Raw genomic sequence first — 20,690 nt, forward strand, 5'->3', positions numbered from 1 at the left:
AGGCCCGCCGCCGGTACCCGCGGTGCAGCGCATCCGTCTGCGGTACACCAAGCGCGGCCGCCTCCGGTTCACCAGCCACCGTGACTTCCAGCGCGCCTTCGAGCGTGCGCTGCGCCGCGCCGAGGTGCCCATGGCGTACTCGGCGGGGTTCACGCCGCACCCGAAGGTGTCGTACGCCAATGCCGCACCCACCGGCACGGGCAGTGAGGCGGAGTACCTCGAGATCGCGCTCACCGAGGAGCGTGACCCGGAGCAGCTCAGGGTGCTCCTCGACGCGTCGCTGCCCACCGGGCTCGACATCGTCGACGCCGTCGAGGCGCGGACCTCCGGGCTCGCCGACCGGCTCACGGCTTCCCTGTGGGAGCTGCGGCTGGACGGCGTGGACCCGGCCGACGCCGGGCGCGCGGTCGAGGCCTTCAACAGGGCCGAGGCCGTCGAGGTCCAGCGCAGGACCAAGAACGGCGTCCGCACCTTCGACGCCCGCTCCGCGGTCGTGAGTCTGGAGAGTGCGGAAACGCACGGTTCGCCGGCTGATAGGCCGACCGACCAGCCCTGTGCGATACTGCGGCTGGTTGTTCGGCACGTGACGCCTGCCGTACGACCCGACGACGTCCTGTCCGGTCTCCGCGCCGTGGCCGACCTGGCGCCGCCGGTCCCCGCAGCGGTGACCAGGCTGGCGCAGGGGCTGTTCGATGAAGAGACCGGCACGGTGACCGACCCGCTCGCGCCCGACCGCGAGGCAGCAGCGACCGAGCCGAAGAAGGCCGCCGCGACTGCCGCCGCGACGGCGTTGGCGTAAGGAAGGTTCCGCGTAGGGACGGACGTCGTAAGCGCCGCCCTTGAACTCGGGAGCCACCTGGGTCGGGCAGCGCACCGACCAGAAGACTTTCGCCAGGCCGTAAGCGACAAGGCGTGCGGAACCGGCGAGACAGGACACAGGAAGCTCCCGAGCGGCGCCCGCGCCCCGGACGGCGGCAACCGCGCACCGCGCGAGCCGCGGACGTCACCGGTGGTCGACTCGATCGACACCGGACCAGGCGCGGCGCCCGGGAGCCCGACGGGAGAAACGCCCGCATGCTCGAACCAATCGAATCCGTAGAGTCCTCAGAGTCCTCCACGGGCTCCGAGACGAACAACTCTCCCAGCGACACGCTGCCGCCGCGCCGTCGGCGCCGGGCCGCGTCCCGCCCGGCGGGACCGCCGGCCGCCTCCTCCGGAACTCCGGTGGAGACCGTCGAGCCGGTCGTCGTGGTCGCCGAGGCCGACGCCGTCCCCGACGCGGTCGAGGACGAGGAGAACGCCCAGGCCGAGGTCCGGACCGAGGCAGAGGCCAAGAACACGGACACGGACACGGCCGCGGAGGAGCCCGCCCCCGCCGGCCGGCCGCGGCGCCGCGCGGTCCGTCGCGCCTCCGCGCCCGCCGGGTCCCCCGGGTCGGCCGAGGCCGCCGAGACCGTCGTACCGGCGACGCCCGCCGCCGAGGCCGCCGAGGCCGGGGCTGACGTGCGGGCCGAGGAGCCCGCCGCGGCGGCCGAGGCCACCCCGGCCGCCGAGAACGCCACGCCTCGCCGTACCCGCCGGCGCGCCACGCGCAGCGCGACCTCGCCCGACCTGCCGGCCACCGCCTCCGCGTCCGCGGAGCCCGAGACGCCCGCGGAGCGCGAGACGCCCGCGGAGCGTGAGACGCCCGCCGCGGCGGACAAGGCCGAGGCCACCGAGCCCGCGCCCGCCGAGGAGGCCGCGCCGCGTCGGACACGGCGCCGTGCCACGCGGCGTACGTCCGTTCCGGCCGCCGCCACTGCCGCTGCCGAGCCGAGTGAGACCGCCGCGCCCGCGGAGCAGGCCACCGCCGCAGCCGCGGAGACCGCCTCGGCGCCCACCGCCGAGCCCGCCGCTCCGGCCGAGACCACCGCTCCGGCCGAGACCACCGCTCCGGCCGAGACCACCGCTCCGGCCGAGACCACCGCTCCGGCCGAGCCCGCCGCCGAGGACGCCGCCCCGCGCCGTACGCGCCGCCGGGCGGCCCGGAAGGCCGCCACCGGCTTCGCCGCGCCCGCCGTGCCCGCGGCCGCCGCCGAGCCGTCGGCCGCCTCCGCCGAGGCGTCCGCCGACGAGCCCGCCCGGGAGGAGGCGCGGAAGCGCCCGGCCCGGCCGGCCGTCGCCGTGTTCCAGCCGCCCGTCTTCACCGAGCCCAGGTTCCAGACGCCCGAGCGGGCCGCCGCGGAGGCCGCCGCCGAGGCCACCGAGGACGAGGAGCCGGCCGAGTCCGTGGAGCGCCCGCGGACCGAGGAGCCGGCCGAGGAGCAGCCGACCGGTGGCCGTCGCCGCCGTCGCCGCCGGGGAGCCGCCGCCGAGGAGGCCGAGGACCGGGCCGCCGAGAGCGCCGTGACCGACGAGCAGGAGGCCGAGGGCGAGGCCGAGGCCGAGGAGTCCGGCGAGGACCATGGCGACGACGCCGAGGCCGGCGAGGAGGGCGGGTCGCGCCGTCGCCGTCGCCGGGGCGGCCGTCGCCGTCGTCGGGGCGAGTCCGCCGACGACGGGTCCGGTGACTCCGCGGACGCCGAGCCTGAGAAGGCCGCCGCCGCGCAGGCCGCCCAGGACGCCGAGGACACCGCGGAGCAGCTCGAGGAGGACGCCGAGGAGGCCGACGAGAGCGAAGGGCGCGGCGAGGAGCAGGGCGCCGCCGGGTCCGGCTCCAGCAGCAGCCGGCGCCGTCGCCGCCGTCGCCGCCGCGCCGGTGACGCCTCTCCCGAGGCCGAGCCGTCCGCCGACGACCCCGAGCGCACCGTGGTCAAGGTCCGCGAGCCGCGACCCGCGCGGGAAAAGGGTGCCGAGCCCTCCGACGAGGTGCAGTCCATCAAGGGCTCCACGCGCCTGGAGGCCAAGAAGCAGCGCCGCCGCGAGGGCCGCGAGCAGGGACGCCGCCGCGTCCCGATCATCACCGAGGCCGAGTTCCTGGCCCGCCGCGAGGCCGTCGAGCGCGTCATGGTGGTCCGCCAGCATGGCGACCGTACGCAGATCGGCGTCCTGGAGGACGGCGTGCTCGTCGAGCACTACGTCAACAAGGAACAGGCCGTCTCGTACGTCGGCAACGTCTACCTCGGCAAGGTGCAGAACGTCCTGCCGTCGATGGAGGCCGCCTTCATCGACATCGGCAAGGGCCGCAACGCCGTCCTGTACGCCGGTGAGGTCAACTTCGAGGCGCTGGGCATGGCCAACGGGCCGCGCCGCATCGAGTCCGCGCTGAAGTCGGGCCAGTCGGTGCTGGTGCAGGTCACCAAGGACCCGATCGGCCACAAGGGCGCCCGCCTCACCAGCCAGGTCTCCCTCCCCGGCCGCTACCTGGTCTACGTGCCCGAGGGCTCGATGACCGGCATCAGCCGCAAGCTGCCCGACACCGAGCGCTCCCGGCTGAAGACCATCCTCAAGAAGATCGTTCCCGAGGACGCGGGCGTCATCGTGCGCACCGCCGCCGAGGGCGCGAGCGAGGACGAGCTGCGCCGGGACGTCGAGCGGCTGCAGGAGCAGTGGGAGGACATCAAGAAGAAGGCCAAGAGCGGCAACGCCCCGACGCTGCTCTACGGCGAGCCGGACATGACCGTCCGGGTCGTCCGCGACATCTTCAACGAGGACTTCACCAAGGTCGTCGTCAGCGGTGACGACGCCTGGCAGACCATCCACGGCTACGTGTCCCACGTGGCGCCGGACCTCGCCGACCGGCTGTCCAGGTGGACCTCCGAGGTCGACGTCTTCGCCACCTACCGGATCGACGAGCAGCTCGCCAAGGCCCTGGACCGCAAGGTCTGGCTGCCCAGCGGCGGTTCGCTGGTCATCGACCGGACCGAGGCGATGGTCGTGGTCGACGTCAACACCGGAAAGTTCACCGGTCAGGGCGGCAACCTCGAGGAGACGGTCACCAGGAACAACCTGGAGGCGGCCGAGGAGATCGTGCGCCAGCTGCGGCTGCGCGACCTCGGCGGCATCATCGTCATCGACTTCATCGACATGGTGCTGGAGTCCAACCGGGACCTGGTGCTGCGCCGCCTGCTGGAGTGCCTGGGCCGGGACCGTACGAAGCACCAGGTCGCCGAGGTGACCTCGCTGGGGCTCGTGCAGATGACCCGCAAGCGGGTCGGGCAGGGGCTCCTGGAGTCCTTCTCCGAGACCTGCGTCCACTGCAACGGGCGCGGTGTCATCGTCCACCTCGACCAGCCGTCCGCCGCAGGCAACGGCGGGGGCAAGCGCCGCAAGCGGGCCCGTGCCGGGGCCGCCGAGCAGCCGCACGAGCACGAGGCCGTGGCCGCCCTCGACACCGCCGAGACGGCGGAGGAGGAGGCGGAGACCGAGTCCGAGGTGGCCGCCGAGGCCGCCGCGCCGGTCGCGCTGCCGGCCCCGGACTTCGCCCCGGACGAGGAGCTGTTCAGCAGCGTCGCCGAGGCGGAGGCCGCGGCCAAGCGCGGGCGCACGCGGCGCCGGGCGAGCCGGCGGGCGTCGGCCCCGGCCGGTGCGCCCCGCACCGAGGTCGAGCAGGCCGGGCAGGCCGAGGAGACGCCCGCCGCCAAGGGCGCCGTGGGCAAGGACGGGTCCGAGGCCGAGAGCGTCAGGTCCGTGGCGCCGACCGCGCAGGACGTCACGGTCGAGGAGGAGATCGAGCGTCCCGTGCGGCAGGAACCGGCCGCCGAGGTGCTGGCGGAGCCGGCTGCCGTCGAGGACGCCGTCTCCGGCGCGCAGGCTCCGGCCACCCGTGAGGCCCAGGCCGCCGAGGAGGCCGCGCCCAAGGGCCGTACACGCCGTCGGGCGACCCGCAAGGTGTCCGCGCCCGCCGGTTCGCCCGCGGGGGCCGAGGCCGCCGTGGTGACGGTCCCGGAGACGGCCACCGCCGAGCCGAAGGCCGAGGAGGCGCCGGAGCCGGTCGCCGCCGGGCAGCCCGGGGCCCCGGCCGGGACCGCCGCCGAGGCACCCGCCGAGCCCGCCGCCCCGGCCCGCCCGCGGCGCCGCGCCGTGCGCAAGGCCACCGCGCCCACCGCGCCGGAGGAGACGGCCGTCGTGGTCGTCCCGTCCACTCCGGCGGAGGAGACCGCGGCCGAGGAGACCCCGGCTTCGGGTGAGCCCGCCGAGGCGGAGGCCGCCGGGGCGGAGGCCGCGCCGGCCAAGAAGACCGCCCGCAAGGCGGCCAAGAAGGCGACGGCGAAGAAGGCCGCCACCACCAAGAAGACGGCGGCGAAGAAGACGGCCGCGAAGAAGACCACGGCGAAGAAGGCCGCCACCACCAAGAAGACGGCGGCGAAGAAGACGACCGCCAAGAAGGCCACGTCCAAGAAGACCTCGGCGGCGGAGCAGTCCGCCCCGTCCTCGGTCCAGGCCGTGACCGACGAGGGCTGAGCCCGGCGCCGTACGTGTGGTCCTGTCCGCGAGCGGGCAGGACCACACGCTTCCCCGGGGGCCGACGGCACCTCACCCGGGCGCCCGGTCCTTCGCGCGCCCACAGCACAGTCAGTAAGGAGAGAACCGCGATGATAGGCCTCGTGCTCGCGGCCGGCGCCGGGCGCCGTCTGCGGCCGTACACCGACACCCTGCCCAAGGCCCTGGTGCCCGTGGCGAACGAGGGTTCCCCGGACGCGCTGAGCGTCCTGGACCTGACGCTGGCCAATTTCGCCGAGGTGGGGCTGACCGAGGCCGGGATCATCGTCGGTTACCGCAAGGAGGCGGTGTACGAGCGCAGGGAGGCGCTGGAGGCCAAGTACGGCCTGAAGCTCACCTTGATCGACAACGACAAGGCCGAGGAGTGGAACAACGCCTACTCCCTGTGGTGCGGGCGGGACGCGCTGAAGGACGGTGTGATCCTCGCCAACGGCGACACCGTGCACCCGGTCTCGGTCGAGAGGACGCTGCTGGCGGCCCGCGGCGACGGCAAGAAGATCATCCTGGCGCTGGACACGGTCAAGCAGCTCGCCGACGAGGAGATGAAGGTCGTCGTCGACCCCGGCAAGGGCGTCCGGCGGATCACCAAGCTGATGGACCCGGCGGAGGCGACCGGCGAGTACATCGGCGTGACCCTGATCGAGGGCGAGGCCGCCGCCGAGCTGGCCGACGCGCTGCGGGCGACCTTCGAGCGTGACCCGCAGCTGTACTACGAGGACGGTTACCAGGAACTGGTGAACCGCGGCTTCAGGATCGACGTGGCGCCGATCGGCGACGTCAGCTGGGTCGAGATCGACAACCACGACGACCTCGCCAGGGGACGGGAGATCGCGTGCCGGTACTGACGAGGCTCATCCCCTCGCCGGTCGTCGTCGACATCCGGCCGGGCGCCCTCGACGACCTGGCGGGCGTCCTGGCGGACCAGCGGATATCGCAGTCGGGGAACCTCGCCGTCGCGGTCAGCGGCGGCTCGGGCGCGCGGCTGCGCGAGCGGCTGGCGCCCGCCCTGCCCAGCGCCGACTGGTTCGAGGTCGGCGGGGGCACGATCGACGATGCGGTGCGGCTGGCCGACGAGATGAAGGGCGGCCGCTACGACGCGGTCGTCGGGATCGGCGGCGGCAAGGTCATCGACTGTGCGAAGTACTCGGCGGCCCGTATCGGCCTGCCCATGGTCGCGGTCGCCACCAACCTCTCCCACGACGGCCTCTGCTCGCCGGTGTCGATCCTGGACAACGACGCGGGCCGTGGCTCGTACGGCGTGCCCACGCCCATCGCGATCCTGGTCGACCTCTCGGTGATACGCGAGGCGCCCATCCGGTTCGTCCGCTCCGGGATCGGCGACGCCCTGTCCAACATCTCCGCGGTCGCGGACTGGGAGCTGGCCAACCGGGTCAACGGCGAGAAGATCGACGGCCTGGCCGCCGCGATGGCCCGCCAGGCCGGTGAGGCCGTGCTGCGCCACCCGGGCGGCTGCGGCGACGACGGGTTCCTGACCGTGCTGGCCGAGGGCCTGGTGCTGTCCGGCATCGCCATGTCGATCGCGGGGCACAGCCGGCCCTCGTCCGGCGCCTGCCACGAGATCAGCCACGCCATCGACCTGCTCTACCCCGGGCGGGCGGCGGCCCACGGCGAGCAGGTGGGCATCGGCGCGGCCTTCGCGATGTATCTGCGCGGCGAGGCGGAGGCCTCCCGGATGATGGCCGGGGCGCTGCGCCGGCACGGGCTGCCGGTCGTGGCCCAGGAGATCGGCTTCGCCGACGACGAGTTCGTACGGGCGGTGGAGTTCGCCCCGCAGACCCGGCCGGGCCGGTACACCGTCCTGGAGCACCTGGACCTGTCGCCGGCGCGGATCGGGGAGGCGTACGCCGAGTACGTGACCTCCGTCGCGTCCGTCACGGACTGAGCCGCTCCCGGGCCCCGCGCCCGGCCTGCCCGGGGTCCGGTTTGACCCCGGGGAGCGGCCACCGTAACCTTGACCGTCGGCGTGTCCACTGACCCGCCACATCCCCGTAAACCTCTTCCTCCCGGGCGCGAGTCGTGGCCGGGAGAGGCCGTCCGCGTTCGGCGCGGGACGGCTGGCCTGCGGGGGTGCCGTTTCTTCGAGCGTAGAGAGTGAGTTCCGCGTGTACGCGATCGTGCGCAGCGGTGGTCGTCAGCACAAGGTTGCTGTCGGCGACATCGTCGAGGTTGACAAGATTTCCACCGCCAAGGTCGGCGACACGGTCGAGCTCTCGACCCTGCTCGTTGTCGACGGCGACTCCGTGACCAGCGACCCGTGGGTGCTGGCCGGCATCAAGGTCCAGGCCGAGGTCGTGGACCACCACAAGGGCCAGAAGATCGACATTCTGCGCTACAAGAACAAGACCGGCTACCGCCGTCGTCAGGGCCACCGCCAGCAGTACACGGCGATCAAGGTCACTGAGATCCCCACGGCTGCGAAGTAAGGGACTGAGAACAGATGGCACACAAGAAGGGCGCATCGTCCACCCGGAACGGTCGCGACTCCAATGCCCAGCGGCTCGGCGTGAAGCGCTTCGGCGGTCAGGTCGTCAACGCGGGTGAGATCCTGGTCCGTCAGCGCGGCACCCACTTCCACCCGGGCGCCGGCGTCGGCCGTGGCGGCGACGACACGCTGTTCGCGCTGCAGGCCGGTTCGGTGCAGTTCGGCACCAACCGCGGCCGCAAGGTCGTGAACATCGTTCCGGTCGCCTGATCCAGGCCGTACCCGGACGTTTCGCGAGGCGGACCTCACTTCCCGGTCGGGAAGGCGGGTCCGCCTTTCGCGTGTTAAGACAAGAAATCACTGATACGTCTCTGGAGGCACCCCACCATGACCACCTTCGTGGACCGCGTCGAACTGCACGTCGCCGCGGGTAACGGAGGCCACGGCTGTGCCTCCGTTCACCGGGAGAAGTTCAAGCCGCTGGGCGGCCCGGACGGCGGGAACGGCGGCCGGGGCGGCGACGTGATCCTCACCGTCGACCAGTCGGTGACCACGCTGCTGGACTACCACCACTCCCCGCACCGCAAGGCCACCAACGGCAAGCCCGGCGAGGGCGGCAACCGTTCCGGCAAGGACGGCCAGGACCTCGTCCTGCCGGTGCCGGACGGCACCGTGGTGCTCGACAAGGCGGGCAACGTCCTCGCCGACCTGGTCGGGCACGGCACCTCGTACGTCGCCGCGCAGGGCGGCCGGGGCGGTCTCGGCAACGCGGCACTGGCCTCCGCCCGGCGCAAGGCGCCCGGGTTCGCGCTGCTCGGGGAGCCGGGCGACCTCCAGGACATCGTCCTGGAGCTGAAGACGGTCGCCGACGTGGCACTGGTCGGCTACCCGAGCGCGGGCAAGTCGTCGCTGATCTCGGTGCTGTCGGCAGCCAAGCCGAAGATCGCCGACTACCCCTTCACCACGCTGGTACCGAACCTGGGCGTGGTGACGGCCGGTTCCACCGTCTACACCATCGCCGACGTGCCCGGTCTCATCCCCGGCGCCAGCCGGGGCAAGGGGCTCGGCCTGGAGTTCCTGCGGCACGTGGAGCGGTGCAGCGTGCTCGTGCACGTGCTGGACACCGCCACGCTGGAGTCCGACCGCGACCCCGTCTCCGACCTCGACGTCATCGAGGAGGAGCTGCGCCAGTACGGCGGCCTGGACAACCGTCCGCGCATCGTCGTGCTGAACAAGATCGACGTACCCGACGGCAGGGACCTCGCCGAGATGGTCCGGCCGGACCTGGAGGCGCGCGGCTACCGGGTCTTCGAGGTGTCCGCGGTGGCCCACATCGGCCTGAAGGAGCTGTCGTTCGTCCTCGCCGACCTGGTGGCCACGGCACGTGCCGCCAAACCGAAGGAGGAGGCCACGCGGATCGTCATCCGGCCCAAGGCCGTGGACGACGCGGGGTTCACCGTCACGCGCGAGGACGAGGGCCTGTTCCGGGTGCGCGGCGAGAAGCCCGAGCGCTGGGTGCGGCAGACCGACTTCAACAACGACGAGGCCGTCGGTTACCTCGCCGACCGGCTGGGCCGCCTCGGCGTGGAGGAGGAGCTGCTGAAGGCGGGCGCCCGCGCCGGGGACGGTGTGGCCATCGGCCCCGAGGACAACGCGGTCGTCTTCGACTGGGAGCCGTCGATGATGGCCGGTGCGGAGATGCTCGGCCGCCGCGGTGAGGACCACCGGTTCGAGGGCACGCGTCCGGCGGCCCAGCGCCGCCGGGACCGGCAGGCGGAACGGGACGAGGCCGAGCGGGAGTACGACGGTTTCGAGCCGTTCTGAGAGCGGGAGGGTGGTCCGTGCGGGCGCTGCGGACCACCCCGGCACGCTCGGCGAGCCGACAGGCACTCCCTGCGCCCATACCCGCTGGCGTACCAAGGCGAACACGACGCGTACCACGATGAACACGAGCGACAGGTCTGACCGCGCCTGTGACTCGATCTTGATGCGTGGCGCGAGCAACCTTTGTGCAGTGCAACCGATCAAATCAGGTGCAATGCCAGCCATTGGGCGGTGATGGGACCACATCGCCTCAAGGGGGAGGACCTCGCCTGTGAAAATCGCATTTCTGGTGCGCGACCTGTGTCACATGGGGGGCGTGGTCAGTGCCACGCAGAATCTGGCGGGAGCGCTCGCGGGCGGCCATGACGTGGAGATCGTGGCTCTGCGTAAGGTCCGCGACAGATCGCGCTTCGCCCTCGACGACCGGGTGAGTGTCCGAGCCCTCACCGACCTGCGGGAGCACTCGCCGGCGTACGACGGTGACGACCTCCTGGCGCATGAATTCCCGGTGCGCTACCCGTACCCGGAGAGCGAGAAGAAGCCCGTGGTCAGCCGGCTCGCGGAGAAGCGGCTCTTCGCCTATCTCGCGGAGACCGACGCCGACGTGGTGATCAGTTCCAATCCGCGTATCACCACGCTGCTGGCCACGGCGCCCGGCGGATACCTGAAGGTCGCCCAGGAACACTCGATGCCCGGGATCTACGCGGCTGCCCTGCGCCGGGTCCTGTTCGAGGAGGCCTACCCCAGGCTCGACGCGATCACCGTGCTCTCGCCGGAGGAGCGGGAGAACCTCGGCGGTCTGGTGCCGCACGTCCGGGACCGCATCCACGTCATGCCCAACTGCATCCCGGACCCGGGCGGCCGGCAGTCCGACGGGACGACCAGAATGGTCGTGACCGCGGGCGTCTTCAAGCCGCACAAGAACTTCCAGGGTCTGGTCGACGCCTTCGCGACCGTGGTGGCACGCCACCCCGACTGGGGGCTGCGGATCTACGGCAGCGGCCCTGAGGAAGCGGCCATGCAGCGCAGGATCCAGGAGAAGGGTCTGTACAACCACGTCCATCTGATGGGGCCGGCGTTCCCGGTGACCGCCGAGTTCACCAAGGGGTCGATCTTCGTACTGCCGTCGCTGCGCGAGCCCTTCGGGAACGTGACGGTGGAGGCGATGACCCGCGGGCTGCCGGTGGTCAGCATGGACTGCGACCACGGGCCGCGGAACATCCTGACGCACGGGCAAGACGGTCTCCTCGTGCCCAACGGCGACAACGAGGCCATGGCGGAGGCGATCATCGACCTGATCGAGGACGAGGACCGGCGCGTCAGGATGGGCCGGCAGGCCAGGCTGACCTCTGAGACGTTCGGCCCGGGCCCGAGCGCCGAGCGGTTCGAGGCGATCCTGGCCGAGGCCGCCGCTGTCCGCCGGCTGCCCGGCGCGGTCGACTGCACCGTCCTCGCCGGCGGCGACGTCCGGGTGGACCTCCGCCCGCAGGAGGGTACCGACGCGGTGCCGGACGGGCTGACGCTGCTCTGCCGTGATGTGCGCGGCAAGAAGAAGTCCGAGACGTTCCCGTTCATCGGCGGCTCGGCGGTCATCGCACGCCGTGGCGCGCTCGCCGAGGGGCTGTGGGAGTTCGCCGCCTCGGCGGAAGGCCGGGAGAAGCCGCTCCGCGTCGAGCACTGCGATGTGCGGAACCTGGTCGCTCCGGCCTGGGAGGCGGGCCCGGAGGGCCTTCAGGTGCTGCTGCCGTACCAGGAGAAGGACGGCCGGCTGCGGGTGCGCAGCCGGGTGCGGGCGGAGCACGCCGAGGCCAGCCGGGTCGACGTCCGTGAGCGCGATGTGCTGGTGGAGGGCGAGTACTGGGGCGCCGAGTCCGTCACCACGGACGGCGTCGTCACGGCGGTCAACCGCAGGGAGCGCAAGCGGGTGCTGTCCTTCCCCGTCGCCTGGGCGGAGGGGACGCGCTTCCGGTGCGAGATACCGCTGGCCGCCCTCGTCGCCGAGCACGGTGACGGGGAGGAGGTGTGGGACGTCTGGGTGCGGCCCACCGCGGGCGGCCCGGCCCGGGTCGGCAAGCTCGCCACCGACATCCTGGAACCGCACAAGGTTTTCCGCTACCCGCGCCCCGTGCAGGAGCGGCCCCGTACGGCCGCGGCGAGCGAACGCCGCTCCTCCGGCCGGCGTTTCCTGCGTACCGGCCGCGGCACGCAGGCTCCCGCCGCGGCCGCCAGGGTCGAAATCCGGCCATACTACACGACGGCCGCCCAGCTGGCGTTCAAGACGGTCGCGTTCTGACCTGCCCGAGTGGGCCCGGTCCACAGCCCGACCCTCTGGCGTCCGGTCTACGACCCGATCGGCGGCGTGGCCGTCGTGCAGGTCGCAGAACAGGTGGTGGAACCGGTCGAACCGGTCCTTGGTACTGGGCCTGGGCCCGGTTTCGATGTCCTGGATGGCGTCGATCAGCTCCTTGAAGTTGTCGGTCACTGAACGCTTCTCATCCTGAGCGCCAGATGATCTCGATGACGTGAATGGCAGCGACCGTGCGACCGATGCGGTTGGTGCTGCACCGGGCCTTGCGGAGGATCCGCCATTGCTTGAGGCGGGCGAAGGCGCGTTCGCCCGGTGCTCGCAGCCGGGCGTGGTCCCGGTTGTACTGCCGGTAGTGCTCGGGAAGCTCGTGGTTGCGGTAATAGGGAGTGCGGACGGTGGCGCCGGCCCCCTGGTAGGCGCGGTCGGCCAGGACGAGGAGCTGACGGGACAGACAGGCGTGGATCACACCGTGTGCACGGGCGGCTGTCAGGTCGTGGGTGCGGCCGGGCAGAGCACGGGAGAACCACAGGGGTGTTCCGTCCGGAGCGGCCACGGCCTGCACGTTCATTCCGTGGCGCCGGTGCTTCATCGAGTAGTACGGCTGGTCCGCCGCGATGCGGTCGGTGGTGATCAGGGTGCCGTCGAGGATGACGAACCCCTCCGGAGGCGGCTCGCGCAGGGCCTCGTGCAGGCTTGGGGCGCGCTCGGCGAGGAGGTCGATCGTCTCGCTCACGTACCGGCCGGCGGTGGCGGTGGAGACGCCGAACCCCGCGGCGACCTGGGCCAGAGTCTCGTTCTTGCGCAGGTGCACCAGGACGAGCAGGGCCTGCCGGAAGCAGCTCAGCCTGCGCCAGCGGGAGTTCAGCTCACACCTTCGGGCGTAGATCAGCCAGGAAACATGCTCAACGACCTTGAGCGGGACGTCGAGCATGGCACGATACGGGACCAACAGGGCTCCTGCGTCGAGACGTTGGCGAGTGAGATCACCAGCCGAAACGACCAGGAGCCTTGCCACGTCACGGGCCCTGACCGCCAGCCGTCGTCACCCGCGAACCACAGGATGAGAAGCGTTCACTGAGCGTTTTCCAACTTGCCAGCAGGGCCGGACGCTTGGGCTGACAGATAGGTGAAGCCCCTGGTAGATGGGTTTTCGACCAAGAAGAACCATCTCCACCAGAGGCTTCGTGTGCTGTGTCCAGCTCTGCCCTGCGCTTCCTGTCCTCCCATCTCCGTCAACGGCGTCGGGAGCTCGGTACCGGGTGGCGGTCGCCTGAGCCCAGGCCGACAGGCACTCCTCACGCTCGCCCACCTTCGCAACGGCCACTCGTATGCCCAGCTCGAGGCCGGGCCCGATGTCGGGACCACCACTGCCTACCGGTACATCACCGAGGCCGTCGAGGTCCTGACCGCATTCACCCCGACTCTTGCGGAGGCGGCCCGGGCGGCATCGACGAAGGCGTTCGTGCTGCTGGACGGCACGTTGCTGCCGATCGACCGGATCGCCGCGGACCGTCCGTACTACTACGGCAAGCACAAGAAGCACGGGATGAACGTGCAGATCCTGGCCGATCCGTCCGGTCGGCTGCTGTGGGCGTCGCCGGCTCTGCCCGGTGCCGTCCACGACGTCCGGGCCGCCCGGGAACACGGCATCATCGACGCTCTCACGGCGGCCGGCATCAAGTGCTGGGCGGACAAGGGGTACCGAGGTGCCGGAGGCATGGTCCGTGTCCCGTACTGGGGCCGATAGCAGACCCTCTCCGCTGGTCAGAAGGCCGTCAATCGGTCCCATGCGAAGATCCGAGCCCTGGTCGAGCAGGCCGTCGCCACACTCAAGTCCTGGAGAGTCCTGCGCAAGCTCCGGTGCTCGACCACCCGTATCACGAGCCTCTTCCAAGCCGTCCTCTGCCTGCGTCTGACCAGCTCAGATTGAGCTTGGAAAACGCTCACTGGGCCGGGGGAGTCCTGCTCGAAGTCGAAGTACAACTCGTACAACTCCGCAAAGGCATGGCGGAGCTGAGGCGGGCGAGCCCTGCGAAGGAAGTGTCCCGACCGGTTACCGAACCGTTGTCGCCGTGTCTGCAACCGTGCTGTGCATCACATCGGATAGTGATGGCAATGTCCTGATTGCCTATCTGATCCCATTGCGGTGTTGATCAAATGCGTCATAGGAAGGGATGGGGCCGTGAAACTCAATACACAAAGGGGGGGACATTGTGTCCGCCGCATCCCTGACCAGGCGGCAGATCCTCGTCGGCATAGCCGTCGCAGGAGCAACTGGAACACTTGCCACCGCTATTCCGCCACGCTCGGCGTACGCCGCCGACTCCGGATTCGACGAGCGCCTGCCCGACACTGACCGCGCCAAGGCAGTGCGCGCCTACAAACTCGGCGGCAGAGCCGTGCGGGAGCAGGCTGCCGCAGTCCTGGCTGGTACTGCATCCCTGAGCCAGTTCCTTTCCACAGGACTGGCCGAGGCCCGGGCCGAGGACAACCGATTCGCGGTCTTCGAGGGCCTTGCCTATGCCGGGAAGTCCACTCAGGAGGCGGCCAGTCAGGCTCTCGCCACCGGCGACGACGCCATCTCAGGCTTCCTCAAGGACGGTTTCAAGCAACCCCTGCTGACCGATCTGCGCGTCGAGGTCTTCCGCGTGATGCGCAACGCGGGCAGAGCCGTCCAGCGGGAGGCAACCGCCGCCCTGGAGAAGAACACCCAGGGAGCCCTCTCCGCGTTCCTCACCGACGGGCAGTACGCCGCTCTCGAGGAGGACGAGAGGGTCGAGGTCTTCAAGATTCTTGGAACCGCCTCGCCGGAGGTGAAGAAGTACGCCGAGCGGGCGCTGGCAGACGGTACTCCGAAGGCCATTCACGACTTCCTGACCACCGGTCAGCACATCGCGCGGGCCCGTGACGAGGAGCGCGCCACGATCGACCAGCTCGTCGCGATTGTAGAACGAGAGGGTAGAAACGCCGCCCTCAAGACGGAGAAGGCCGTCGCTACGTCCGAGCACGCCAAGCAGGCCGCCGCCAAGGCCAAGGCCGCGGCGTTGCTGGCGGCGGAGGAAGCGAAGGCGGCGCAGCAGGACGTCCGCAAGTCGGCCCGCGCGGCCGAGGCGGCGGCGTCGGCCGCGCGGGGGGCAGCGGGCGCGGCCCAGACCGCCATCAGCGCCTCCCGCGCGGCGCAGTCCGCCTCCTACCGGGCAGCGCAGTCGGCGCAGGCCGCCGCCGCCGCGGCGGCCCAGGCAGGACGGGCGGCGTCCCGTGCCTACAACGCCGCCATCGCCGCTTCCGGAGACGCCTCCAAAGCGGCCGCGGCCCGCAGGGCTGCCGAAGGCGCCCGCGACGCGGCCAAGAAGGCGCGCACCGCGGCCGCGGCGGCCGACCACGCCGCCGCCGCGTCGAAGCAGGCTTCGGCCGCTGGCTCGGCCGCGGCATCCGCCGCGAACAACGCCGCCGCGGCGGCCAGCGCCTCGGCCGACGCCGCGGCGGCGGCCGGAGCGGCGACCAGCCACGCCCGCCGGGCCCGTGAGGCGGCCCAGGAGGCGAGCAGCCAGGCCGCTCTCGCCAGCCGCGCGGCGGGAACCGCACAGCGCCTCGCCAACAAGGCCGCGTCCGCCGCCGCCGCGGCACGCGCCGCCGCCAACTCGGCGGCGGACCACGCAGACAAGGCGGCCGACGCCGCCGAGGACGCCGCAGAGCACGCGGGCCAGGCCATCGAGTACGCCAAGCGGTCCACCGCCTACGCCAACGCCGCCGTGGAGGCCGCCACCACCGCTTCCGACGCGGTGAAGCAGGCCCAGGAGGTGGAGACGGCGGCCCGCGAGGCGGAGGCCGACCGTATCCGGCAGGACACCGAGGTCGGCATCGAGGTCGCCCGGCTGGCGGCGCAGATGGAACAGGAGAACATCGAGCGCGTCCAGCAGCAGCAGAGCCAGAGCGCCCAGACCTCCCAGGAGATCGCCGATCTCATCTCCCAGGCGGAGAAGGCGCTGCAGGGGAACGACAGCGCCAGGGCCGTCAAACTCGGCCGGAAGGCGGCGGTCGAGCTTCTCGACAGCCACGGCACATGGACGCGGGAGGCTGCGGAGTTCGCGCTCGCCGGGAGCGACTACGACGTCTTGAACTGGATCGACGCCGGCCGTCTGGCCGCCCAGCGGCAGGACGACCGGGAGAGCGTACTGGCCCTGGCCGAGGTCGCGTCTCCCGATGTCGCCGCGGCCGCGGCGCAGGCGCTGGAGAGCGACGACCCGGACGCCGCCCGGAAGTTCCTCGATCACGGCATGATCACGGCCTCGGAGACCGAGAGCCGCGTCGCCATCTTCAAGATCCTGGGGCAGAACCCCGGGAAGGCGGTCAAGGCCCAGGCCGAAGCGGCCCTGGCCGACGGCAGCGCGGAGGCGATGTACCGCTTCCTGACGGTCGAGTACACGCAGGCCATCAAGGAAGACGACACGGTTGAGATCTTCAAGATCCTCAACTCCGGCGGGGCGTACCTCAAGGCCGCCGCGACGATCGTCCTCGAAGGCTCCGCGCAGATGCGCAGGAAGTTCATGGCCCGCGACCGGTTCAACGTGGCGCGCCTGGACCAGGACTCCGCCGCGCACGTCGCGTCCGTGCGGGCCGCCATCGCGCACGCCGCGCACGTCGCGCACAAGGCCCTGGAGGACGCCGCGCGTGCCTCGAAGGCCGCTGCCGAGGCACGCAAGGCGGCCCAGGAAGCCGCGGACTGGGCGGCCAAGGCCAACGACTACGCCTCCGACGCCGCGCGCTCGGCGCAGGAGGCCAAGTCCAACGCGGACGCCGCCGACGCCTCGGCGGCCGACGCGCTCAAGTCGGCGGAATCGGCGAAGCAGGCCGCCAGTGTGGCGCGTTCGGCCGCCCGGCGGGCGAACTACTCCTCCAACCAGGCATGGGACGCGGCCCGCCAGGCGCAGCAGTCGGCCGCGTCGGCACAGGCCTCGGCGTCCCGGGCGCTGGCGGCGGCAGTACAGGCGGGGAAGGACAAACAGGCGGCCTCGGCGGCGGCCACCGAGGCGCACAGCATCGCCGAGCAGAAACGAAAGGCCGAGATCGCCGCCGCGGCACGTGAGGCGGCGCGGAAGGCGCAGGAGAACGAGAAGACGGGAACAGACCCGTCCGACACCCCGGACAGCGACCATTCCAAGAAGGACAAGGAAGGGGAGTTCCTGGGGCTGACGGCGCAGCAGTGGTCCGACTACTCCAGCACGGTGAGCACGTGGGCCGGCACGCTCGCCACGGCGGCCGGCGCCATCGCCCTCATCCCTGGCCCGCACACTCCGTTCTTCGCCGGTGCGGCGACCGTCCTCGGGGGCATCTCCGTGGCCGCGGCCGGAGTGACCGCCATCGCCGACTACTTCGCCGACGGCGACTGGAAGAAGTCTCTGGGCACGTTCGCCGTGTCGGCCATGTTCTTCGGCAAGGGCCGGGGGATCGGCTGGGCGTCCAAGAAGGTCGAAGGACTCAAGGGAATCGCTGACACATTCGGCTCGAAACTCTCCGGTGTACTGGAGGACGGGGCGATGTCCGTGGTCGGCTGGATCGGATAGAAACCGGAAAAAGCAAGCTGAACATCACCTGACGGCGGGTGGGTGATCATATGGTCACCCACCCGCGGGCCAGCCTGGAACATACCCCCAACCCGGGAATACTCATGTCTCATCTTTCCACCGAGCATTGGTGTGTGATTGCCGCCCTTTCGGGGGTAGCCGCGATCGGATCGGCTTTCCTGTTCTTCCCAGGGTGGAAAATGCGAGCGATCATGGCCGTCGGGCCCGTCGTCGCGGTTCCCGCCCTTTACGTCCAGGCAGTGGCCCGGGATCACGGCCCGCGGGAATCGTTCATTCTCTACTTCATCGTCATGGTGACGTTCGTCCTGCTCATGGCCATGAGTCGTGGCTACATCAGGCGGAACACCGTGCGGTACCGCCGGGGGGAACCTCTCGAGGAGTACCCGCTGTGGAAGTCGGCGCTGGTCGTGCTCGTGCTGGCCGCTGTGGCGATCCCTCTCATGGTCGTTCTCCTGTAGCAGGCGCCGGCCGGGGTCCGGAGCCCTCCGGGGTTCCGCCCATGTCCCTTGCACGTGTGCGGAAAATGCATGCCCTTCATGTGAAAGGAATCATCTCTATGAGTCTCATACGGCGGATCATCGCCACGAGTGCCGTCGCCGCGGCCGGCATCGGCCTGGTCGCCGCCGGCCTGGCGGACACGGGGCGGGAGCAGGCCCCCGTGCAGACGGTCGCCGACGGCGAACCCGGTTATGCGGTCGAGGACTTCAACTACCCGCAGGCCGACAAGATCGAGCAGGAACTCGGCATCATCCTCAAGCGGGGCGACGGCCACATCACCCTCGCGGAGTGCGGCTCGGCCGAAGGCCTGCTGGAGGTGTACTCCCGCCAGACCCAGAAGATCTGCTTCCGCGCCACCGGCGACTCCGGGTTCCTGACGATGGAGATCCCAGCCGTGTACGGCGTCAAGGCGGGAGCGGAGCACGACGCGAGCCTGAAGCTGACTGCCGACGGCGAGACTCAGAACGTGTTCGCGGACAAGAATTCCTTCAAGCCGGCCGGGGAGGCTCTCGACCCCGACGGGCGTGACCACGTCCTCGTCGAGATCCGCACCTCCAAGTGACCTCTCCAGCGTGGACGGAACTGCCCGGATCGTCGCGGTGGTATCGCGGTACGACTAGGGCGGCTGCCGTGGCACCGAAGCGGCGCAGGCCCCGGCGCTGACCATTGGGCGATCAGAAGAAGCACTGTGAGATCGGTGACTGACCCCGAAGATAGCGATCACATGTTGATAGAGATCACCAGCAATTAAGTAGAGAGAGGGCAATGAATATCAGATCGACCAGACGCCCTGCGGGCCTTCTGGCAATGCTCGCAGCGGCCGTGATTTCCCTGCCGCTGGCTGTCACTGCCGCCCCCGCTCAAGCAGTTGTGGGCACTCCGGCTCCGGACGACGCTCACACCTTCGCCGCGAAACTCGTCATCGGAGACCACAACCGAGGATGTTCCGCGGCGCTTGTTACGCCGGAGTGGTTGCTGAGCGCGGCCAGTTGCTTCGTGGACGACCCTGCGGCCGGCCTCGCCCTTCCGGCGGGCAAGCCCGCGCTGAAGACTGTCGCGACCGTGGGAGGGGGGCCCTCCTCCGCGGTCCGGCAGACCCGTGACGTGGTCGAACTCCGCCCCCACGGGCAGCGTGACCTGGTGCTGGCCCGTCTTGCGCAGCCGGTAGTGGGTATCGCTCCGGTATCCGTCGCCGCCGCGCCCGCCACGGCCGGAGAGCAACTGACGGTTGTCGGCTACGGTCGGACGGCGCGGGACTGGGCGCCAGAGAAGCCTCACACGGGGACCTATACCGTCGGCGCGGTTGGTGACGATGAGATCACCGTCAGCGGCGTGAACGGTGCTGCCATCTGCAAGGGCGACGCTGGGGGACCGACGCTGCGTATGGTCGGTGGCAGGGCACAACTCGTTGCTGTGAGCAGCCGCTCCTACCAAGTCGGCTGCTTCGGCGTGGACAGCCCGGAAGGTACACCGAACACGGCAACCAGCACCCGCGTCGACGACGTACGCGCCTGGATAGCCGACAACGCCAAGCAAACGCCGGTTCAGGACTACAACGGCGACGGCCGCAGTGACGTCGCCACGTGGTACGACTACGCCGACGGCAGTGACAAGGTGCACCTGTGGAACGGCGGTGCGGACGGCGCCATAAAGCTGCCCACCGTCGCTTATTCAGCCGGTGCCGGTACGTGGACCAAAGACCACGCGAAGCTGGTCACTGGTGACTACAACGGTGACGGTCGCAGTGACATCGGGACGTTCTACGGCTACTCGAACGGGACGGTGAAGCTGTTCACCAAGAGCGCCAAGACCGACGGCACGTTCGAGGGGGCCGTGGTCTCCTGGACTGACACCGACTGGACCTGGGCGCGGATGCACCCTTATTCCGGGGACTTCAACGGTGACGGCCGCGATGACATAGCCGTGTGGTACGACTATGCCGATGGCAGTGACAAGGTCTTCACCTTCCTTTCGAAGGAAGACGGCACCCTCAAGGCGCCCTTCACCGCTTGGAGCCGTTCCAGCGGTTGGTTTTTCGACCACATGAAGGTAGCCACCGGTGACTTCAACGCCGATGGTCGCGACGACCTGGGCCTCATGTACTTCTATGACTCCGGCGAGGTGAGGACCATAACCCTGCCGTCCTTGGAGACCGGCGCCTTCCAGCACGGGCAGGTGGAAGGGTGGACCAGTGCCTCCTGGGGGTCGGCGGAGCGCACCAGTGTCCAGTCCGGCGACTTCAACGGTGACGGCCGCGACGAACTGGCTGCCTGGTATGACTACAGCGACGGCTCGGACGCGGTCATCACCTTCTCGTCGACCAGCTCCAACGGAGCGCTCACCAACCGCAAGGAGGTCTGGCGGGCGGACGCCGGCCGGTACGTGCGGGACAATATGCGCCTCTTCGGCGGCGACTACAACGGTGACGGTCGCGACGATCTCGCCGCCCTGTACGGCTACAACAACGGCAGCATCAAGATGATCACATGGGTGGCCAAGGCGGACGGCACGCTCAACGAGCCGCTGCACGGTGCCGAGAAGACGACGGGGTGGAACTACGACCGCGTGAGCGTCTTCGTACGCTGACCCGCCGGTCGGTGACTGACGGCCG

13 protein-coding genes and 1 pseudogene are annotated in these 20,690 nt (G+C 70.7%); 13 read left to right on the forward strand and 1 reads right to left on the reverse strand.

Translation table 11 applies throughout. The annotated features are described in order from the left end of the window. The first annotated feature begins 22 nt into the window (after positions 1-22). The 8 genes from ACLGIH_RS22875 (at position 23) to ACLGIH_RS22910 (ending at position 11,981) form a co-directional block, all read left to right on the forward strand. A complete protein-coding gene (locus ACLGIH_RS22875) occupies positions 23-799 on the forward strand; it encodes a TIGR03936 family radical SAM-associated protein (protein WP_416527135.1) in 777 nt (258 codons plus the stop codon). 275 nt (positions 800-1,074) lie between these two features. Beyond that, positions 1,075-5,382, forward strand: a complete 4,308-nt coding sequence (locus ACLGIH_RS22880) for a ribonuclease E/G (RefSeq protein WP_416527136.1) — start codon at positions 1,075-1,077, stop codon at positions 5,380-5,382. Positions 5,383-5,513: 131 nt separating this feature from the next. Further along, on the forward strand, positions 5,514-6,266 hold the full coding sequence (locus ACLGIH_RS22885) for a phosphocholine cytidylyltransferase family protein (RefSeq protein WP_416527137.1): 753 nt from the start codon (positions 5,514-5,516) through the stop codon (positions 6,264-6,266). Further along, the gene (locus ACLGIH_RS22890) at positions 6,254-7,324 is read left to right on the forward strand and encodes an iron-containing alcohol dehydrogenase family protein (RefSeq protein WP_416527138.1); all 1,071 of its coding nucleotides are present in this window, start codon (positions 6,254-6,256) and stop codon (positions 7,322-7,324) included. The genes ACLGIH_RS22885 and ACLGIH_RS22890 overlap by 13 nt, the downstream gene beginning before the upstream one ends. A gap of 220 nt (positions 7,325-7,544) precedes the next feature. Continuing rightward, entirely contained in the window at positions 7,545-7,865 is a 321-nt protein-coding gene (gene rplU / locus ACLGIH_RS22895) for a 50S ribosomal protein L21 (RefSeq protein WP_004001309.1), read from the forward strand. A 14-nt stretch (positions 7,866-7,879) separates the two neighbouring features. Then, positions 7,880-8,134, forward strand: coding sequence for a 50S ribosomal protein L27 (gene rpmA / locus ACLGIH_RS22900; RefSeq protein WP_037935795.1), 255 nt, complete (start codon positions 7,880-7,882; stop codon positions 8,132-8,134). 117 nt (positions 8,135-8,251) lie between these two features. Then, positions 8,252-9,688 carry a GTPase ObgE gene (gene obgE, locus ACLGIH_RS22905; RefSeq protein WP_416527139.1) on the forward strand — a complete coding sequence of 479 codons (1,437 nt, stop codon included), beginning with the start codon at positions 8,252-8,254 and terminating at the stop codon, positions 9,686-9,688. Positions 9,689-9,995: 307 nt separating this feature from the next. After that, positions 9,996-11,981 (forward strand): glycosyltransferase, encoded by a 1,986-nt coding sequence (locus tag ACLGIH_RS22910; protein ID WP_416529453.1) that lies wholly within the window; start codon positions 9,996-9,998, stop codon positions 11,979-11,981. Positions 11,982-12,180: 199 nt separating this feature from the next. Here the strand turns inward: ACLGIH_RS22910 and ACLGIH_RS22915 are convergent, their stop codons facing one another. Beyond that, entirely contained in the window at positions 12,181-12,927 is a 747-nt protein-coding gene (locus ACLGIH_RS22915) for a transposase family protein (protein WP_416527140.1), read from the reverse strand. 260 nt (positions 12,928-13,187) lie between these two features. On the opposite strand from ACLGIH_RS22915, the pseudogene ACLGIH_RS22920 reads away from it, so the two are divergent. From ACLGIH_RS22920 to ACLGIH_RS22940, 5 genes and pseudogenes are all read left to right on the forward strand, one after another. Further along, positions 13,188-13,926, forward strand: a pseudogene (locus ACLGIH_RS22920) (transposase family protein). A 283-nt stretch (positions 13,927-14,209) separates the two neighbouring features. Beyond that, positions 14,210-17,560, forward strand: a complete 3,351-nt coding sequence (locus ACLGIH_RS22925) for an ALF repeat-containing protein (protein ID WP_416527141.1) — start codon at positions 14,210-14,212, stop codon at positions 17,558-17,560. 134 nt (positions 17,561-17,694) lie between these two features. After that, positions 17,695-18,039 carry a hypothetical protein gene (locus ACLGIH_RS22930; RefSeq protein ID WP_416527142.1) on the forward strand — a complete coding sequence of 115 codons (345 nt, stop codon included), beginning with the start codon at positions 17,695-17,697 and terminating at the stop codon, positions 18,037-18,039. 98 nt (positions 18,040-18,137) lie between these two features. Next, a complete protein-coding gene (locus ACLGIH_RS22935) occupies positions 18,138-18,641 on the forward strand; it encodes a hypothetical protein (RefSeq protein WP_416527143.1) in 504 nt (167 codons plus the stop codon). Between the two features lie 245 nt (positions 18,642-18,886). Next, positions 18,887-20,665 carry an FG-GAP-like repeat-containing protein gene (locus ACLGIH_RS22940; protein WP_416527144.1) on the forward strand — a complete coding sequence of 593 codons (1,779 nt, stop codon included), beginning with the start codon at positions 18,887-18,889 and terminating at the stop codon, positions 20,663-20,665. Positions 20,666-20,690 lie beyond the last annotated feature (25 nt).

This window comes from Streptomyces hamibioticus (assembly GCF_047946815.1).
In the GTDB taxonomy this organism is placed as follows: domain Bacteria; phylum Actinomycetota; class Actinomycetes; order Streptomycetales; family Streptomycetaceae; genus Streptomyces.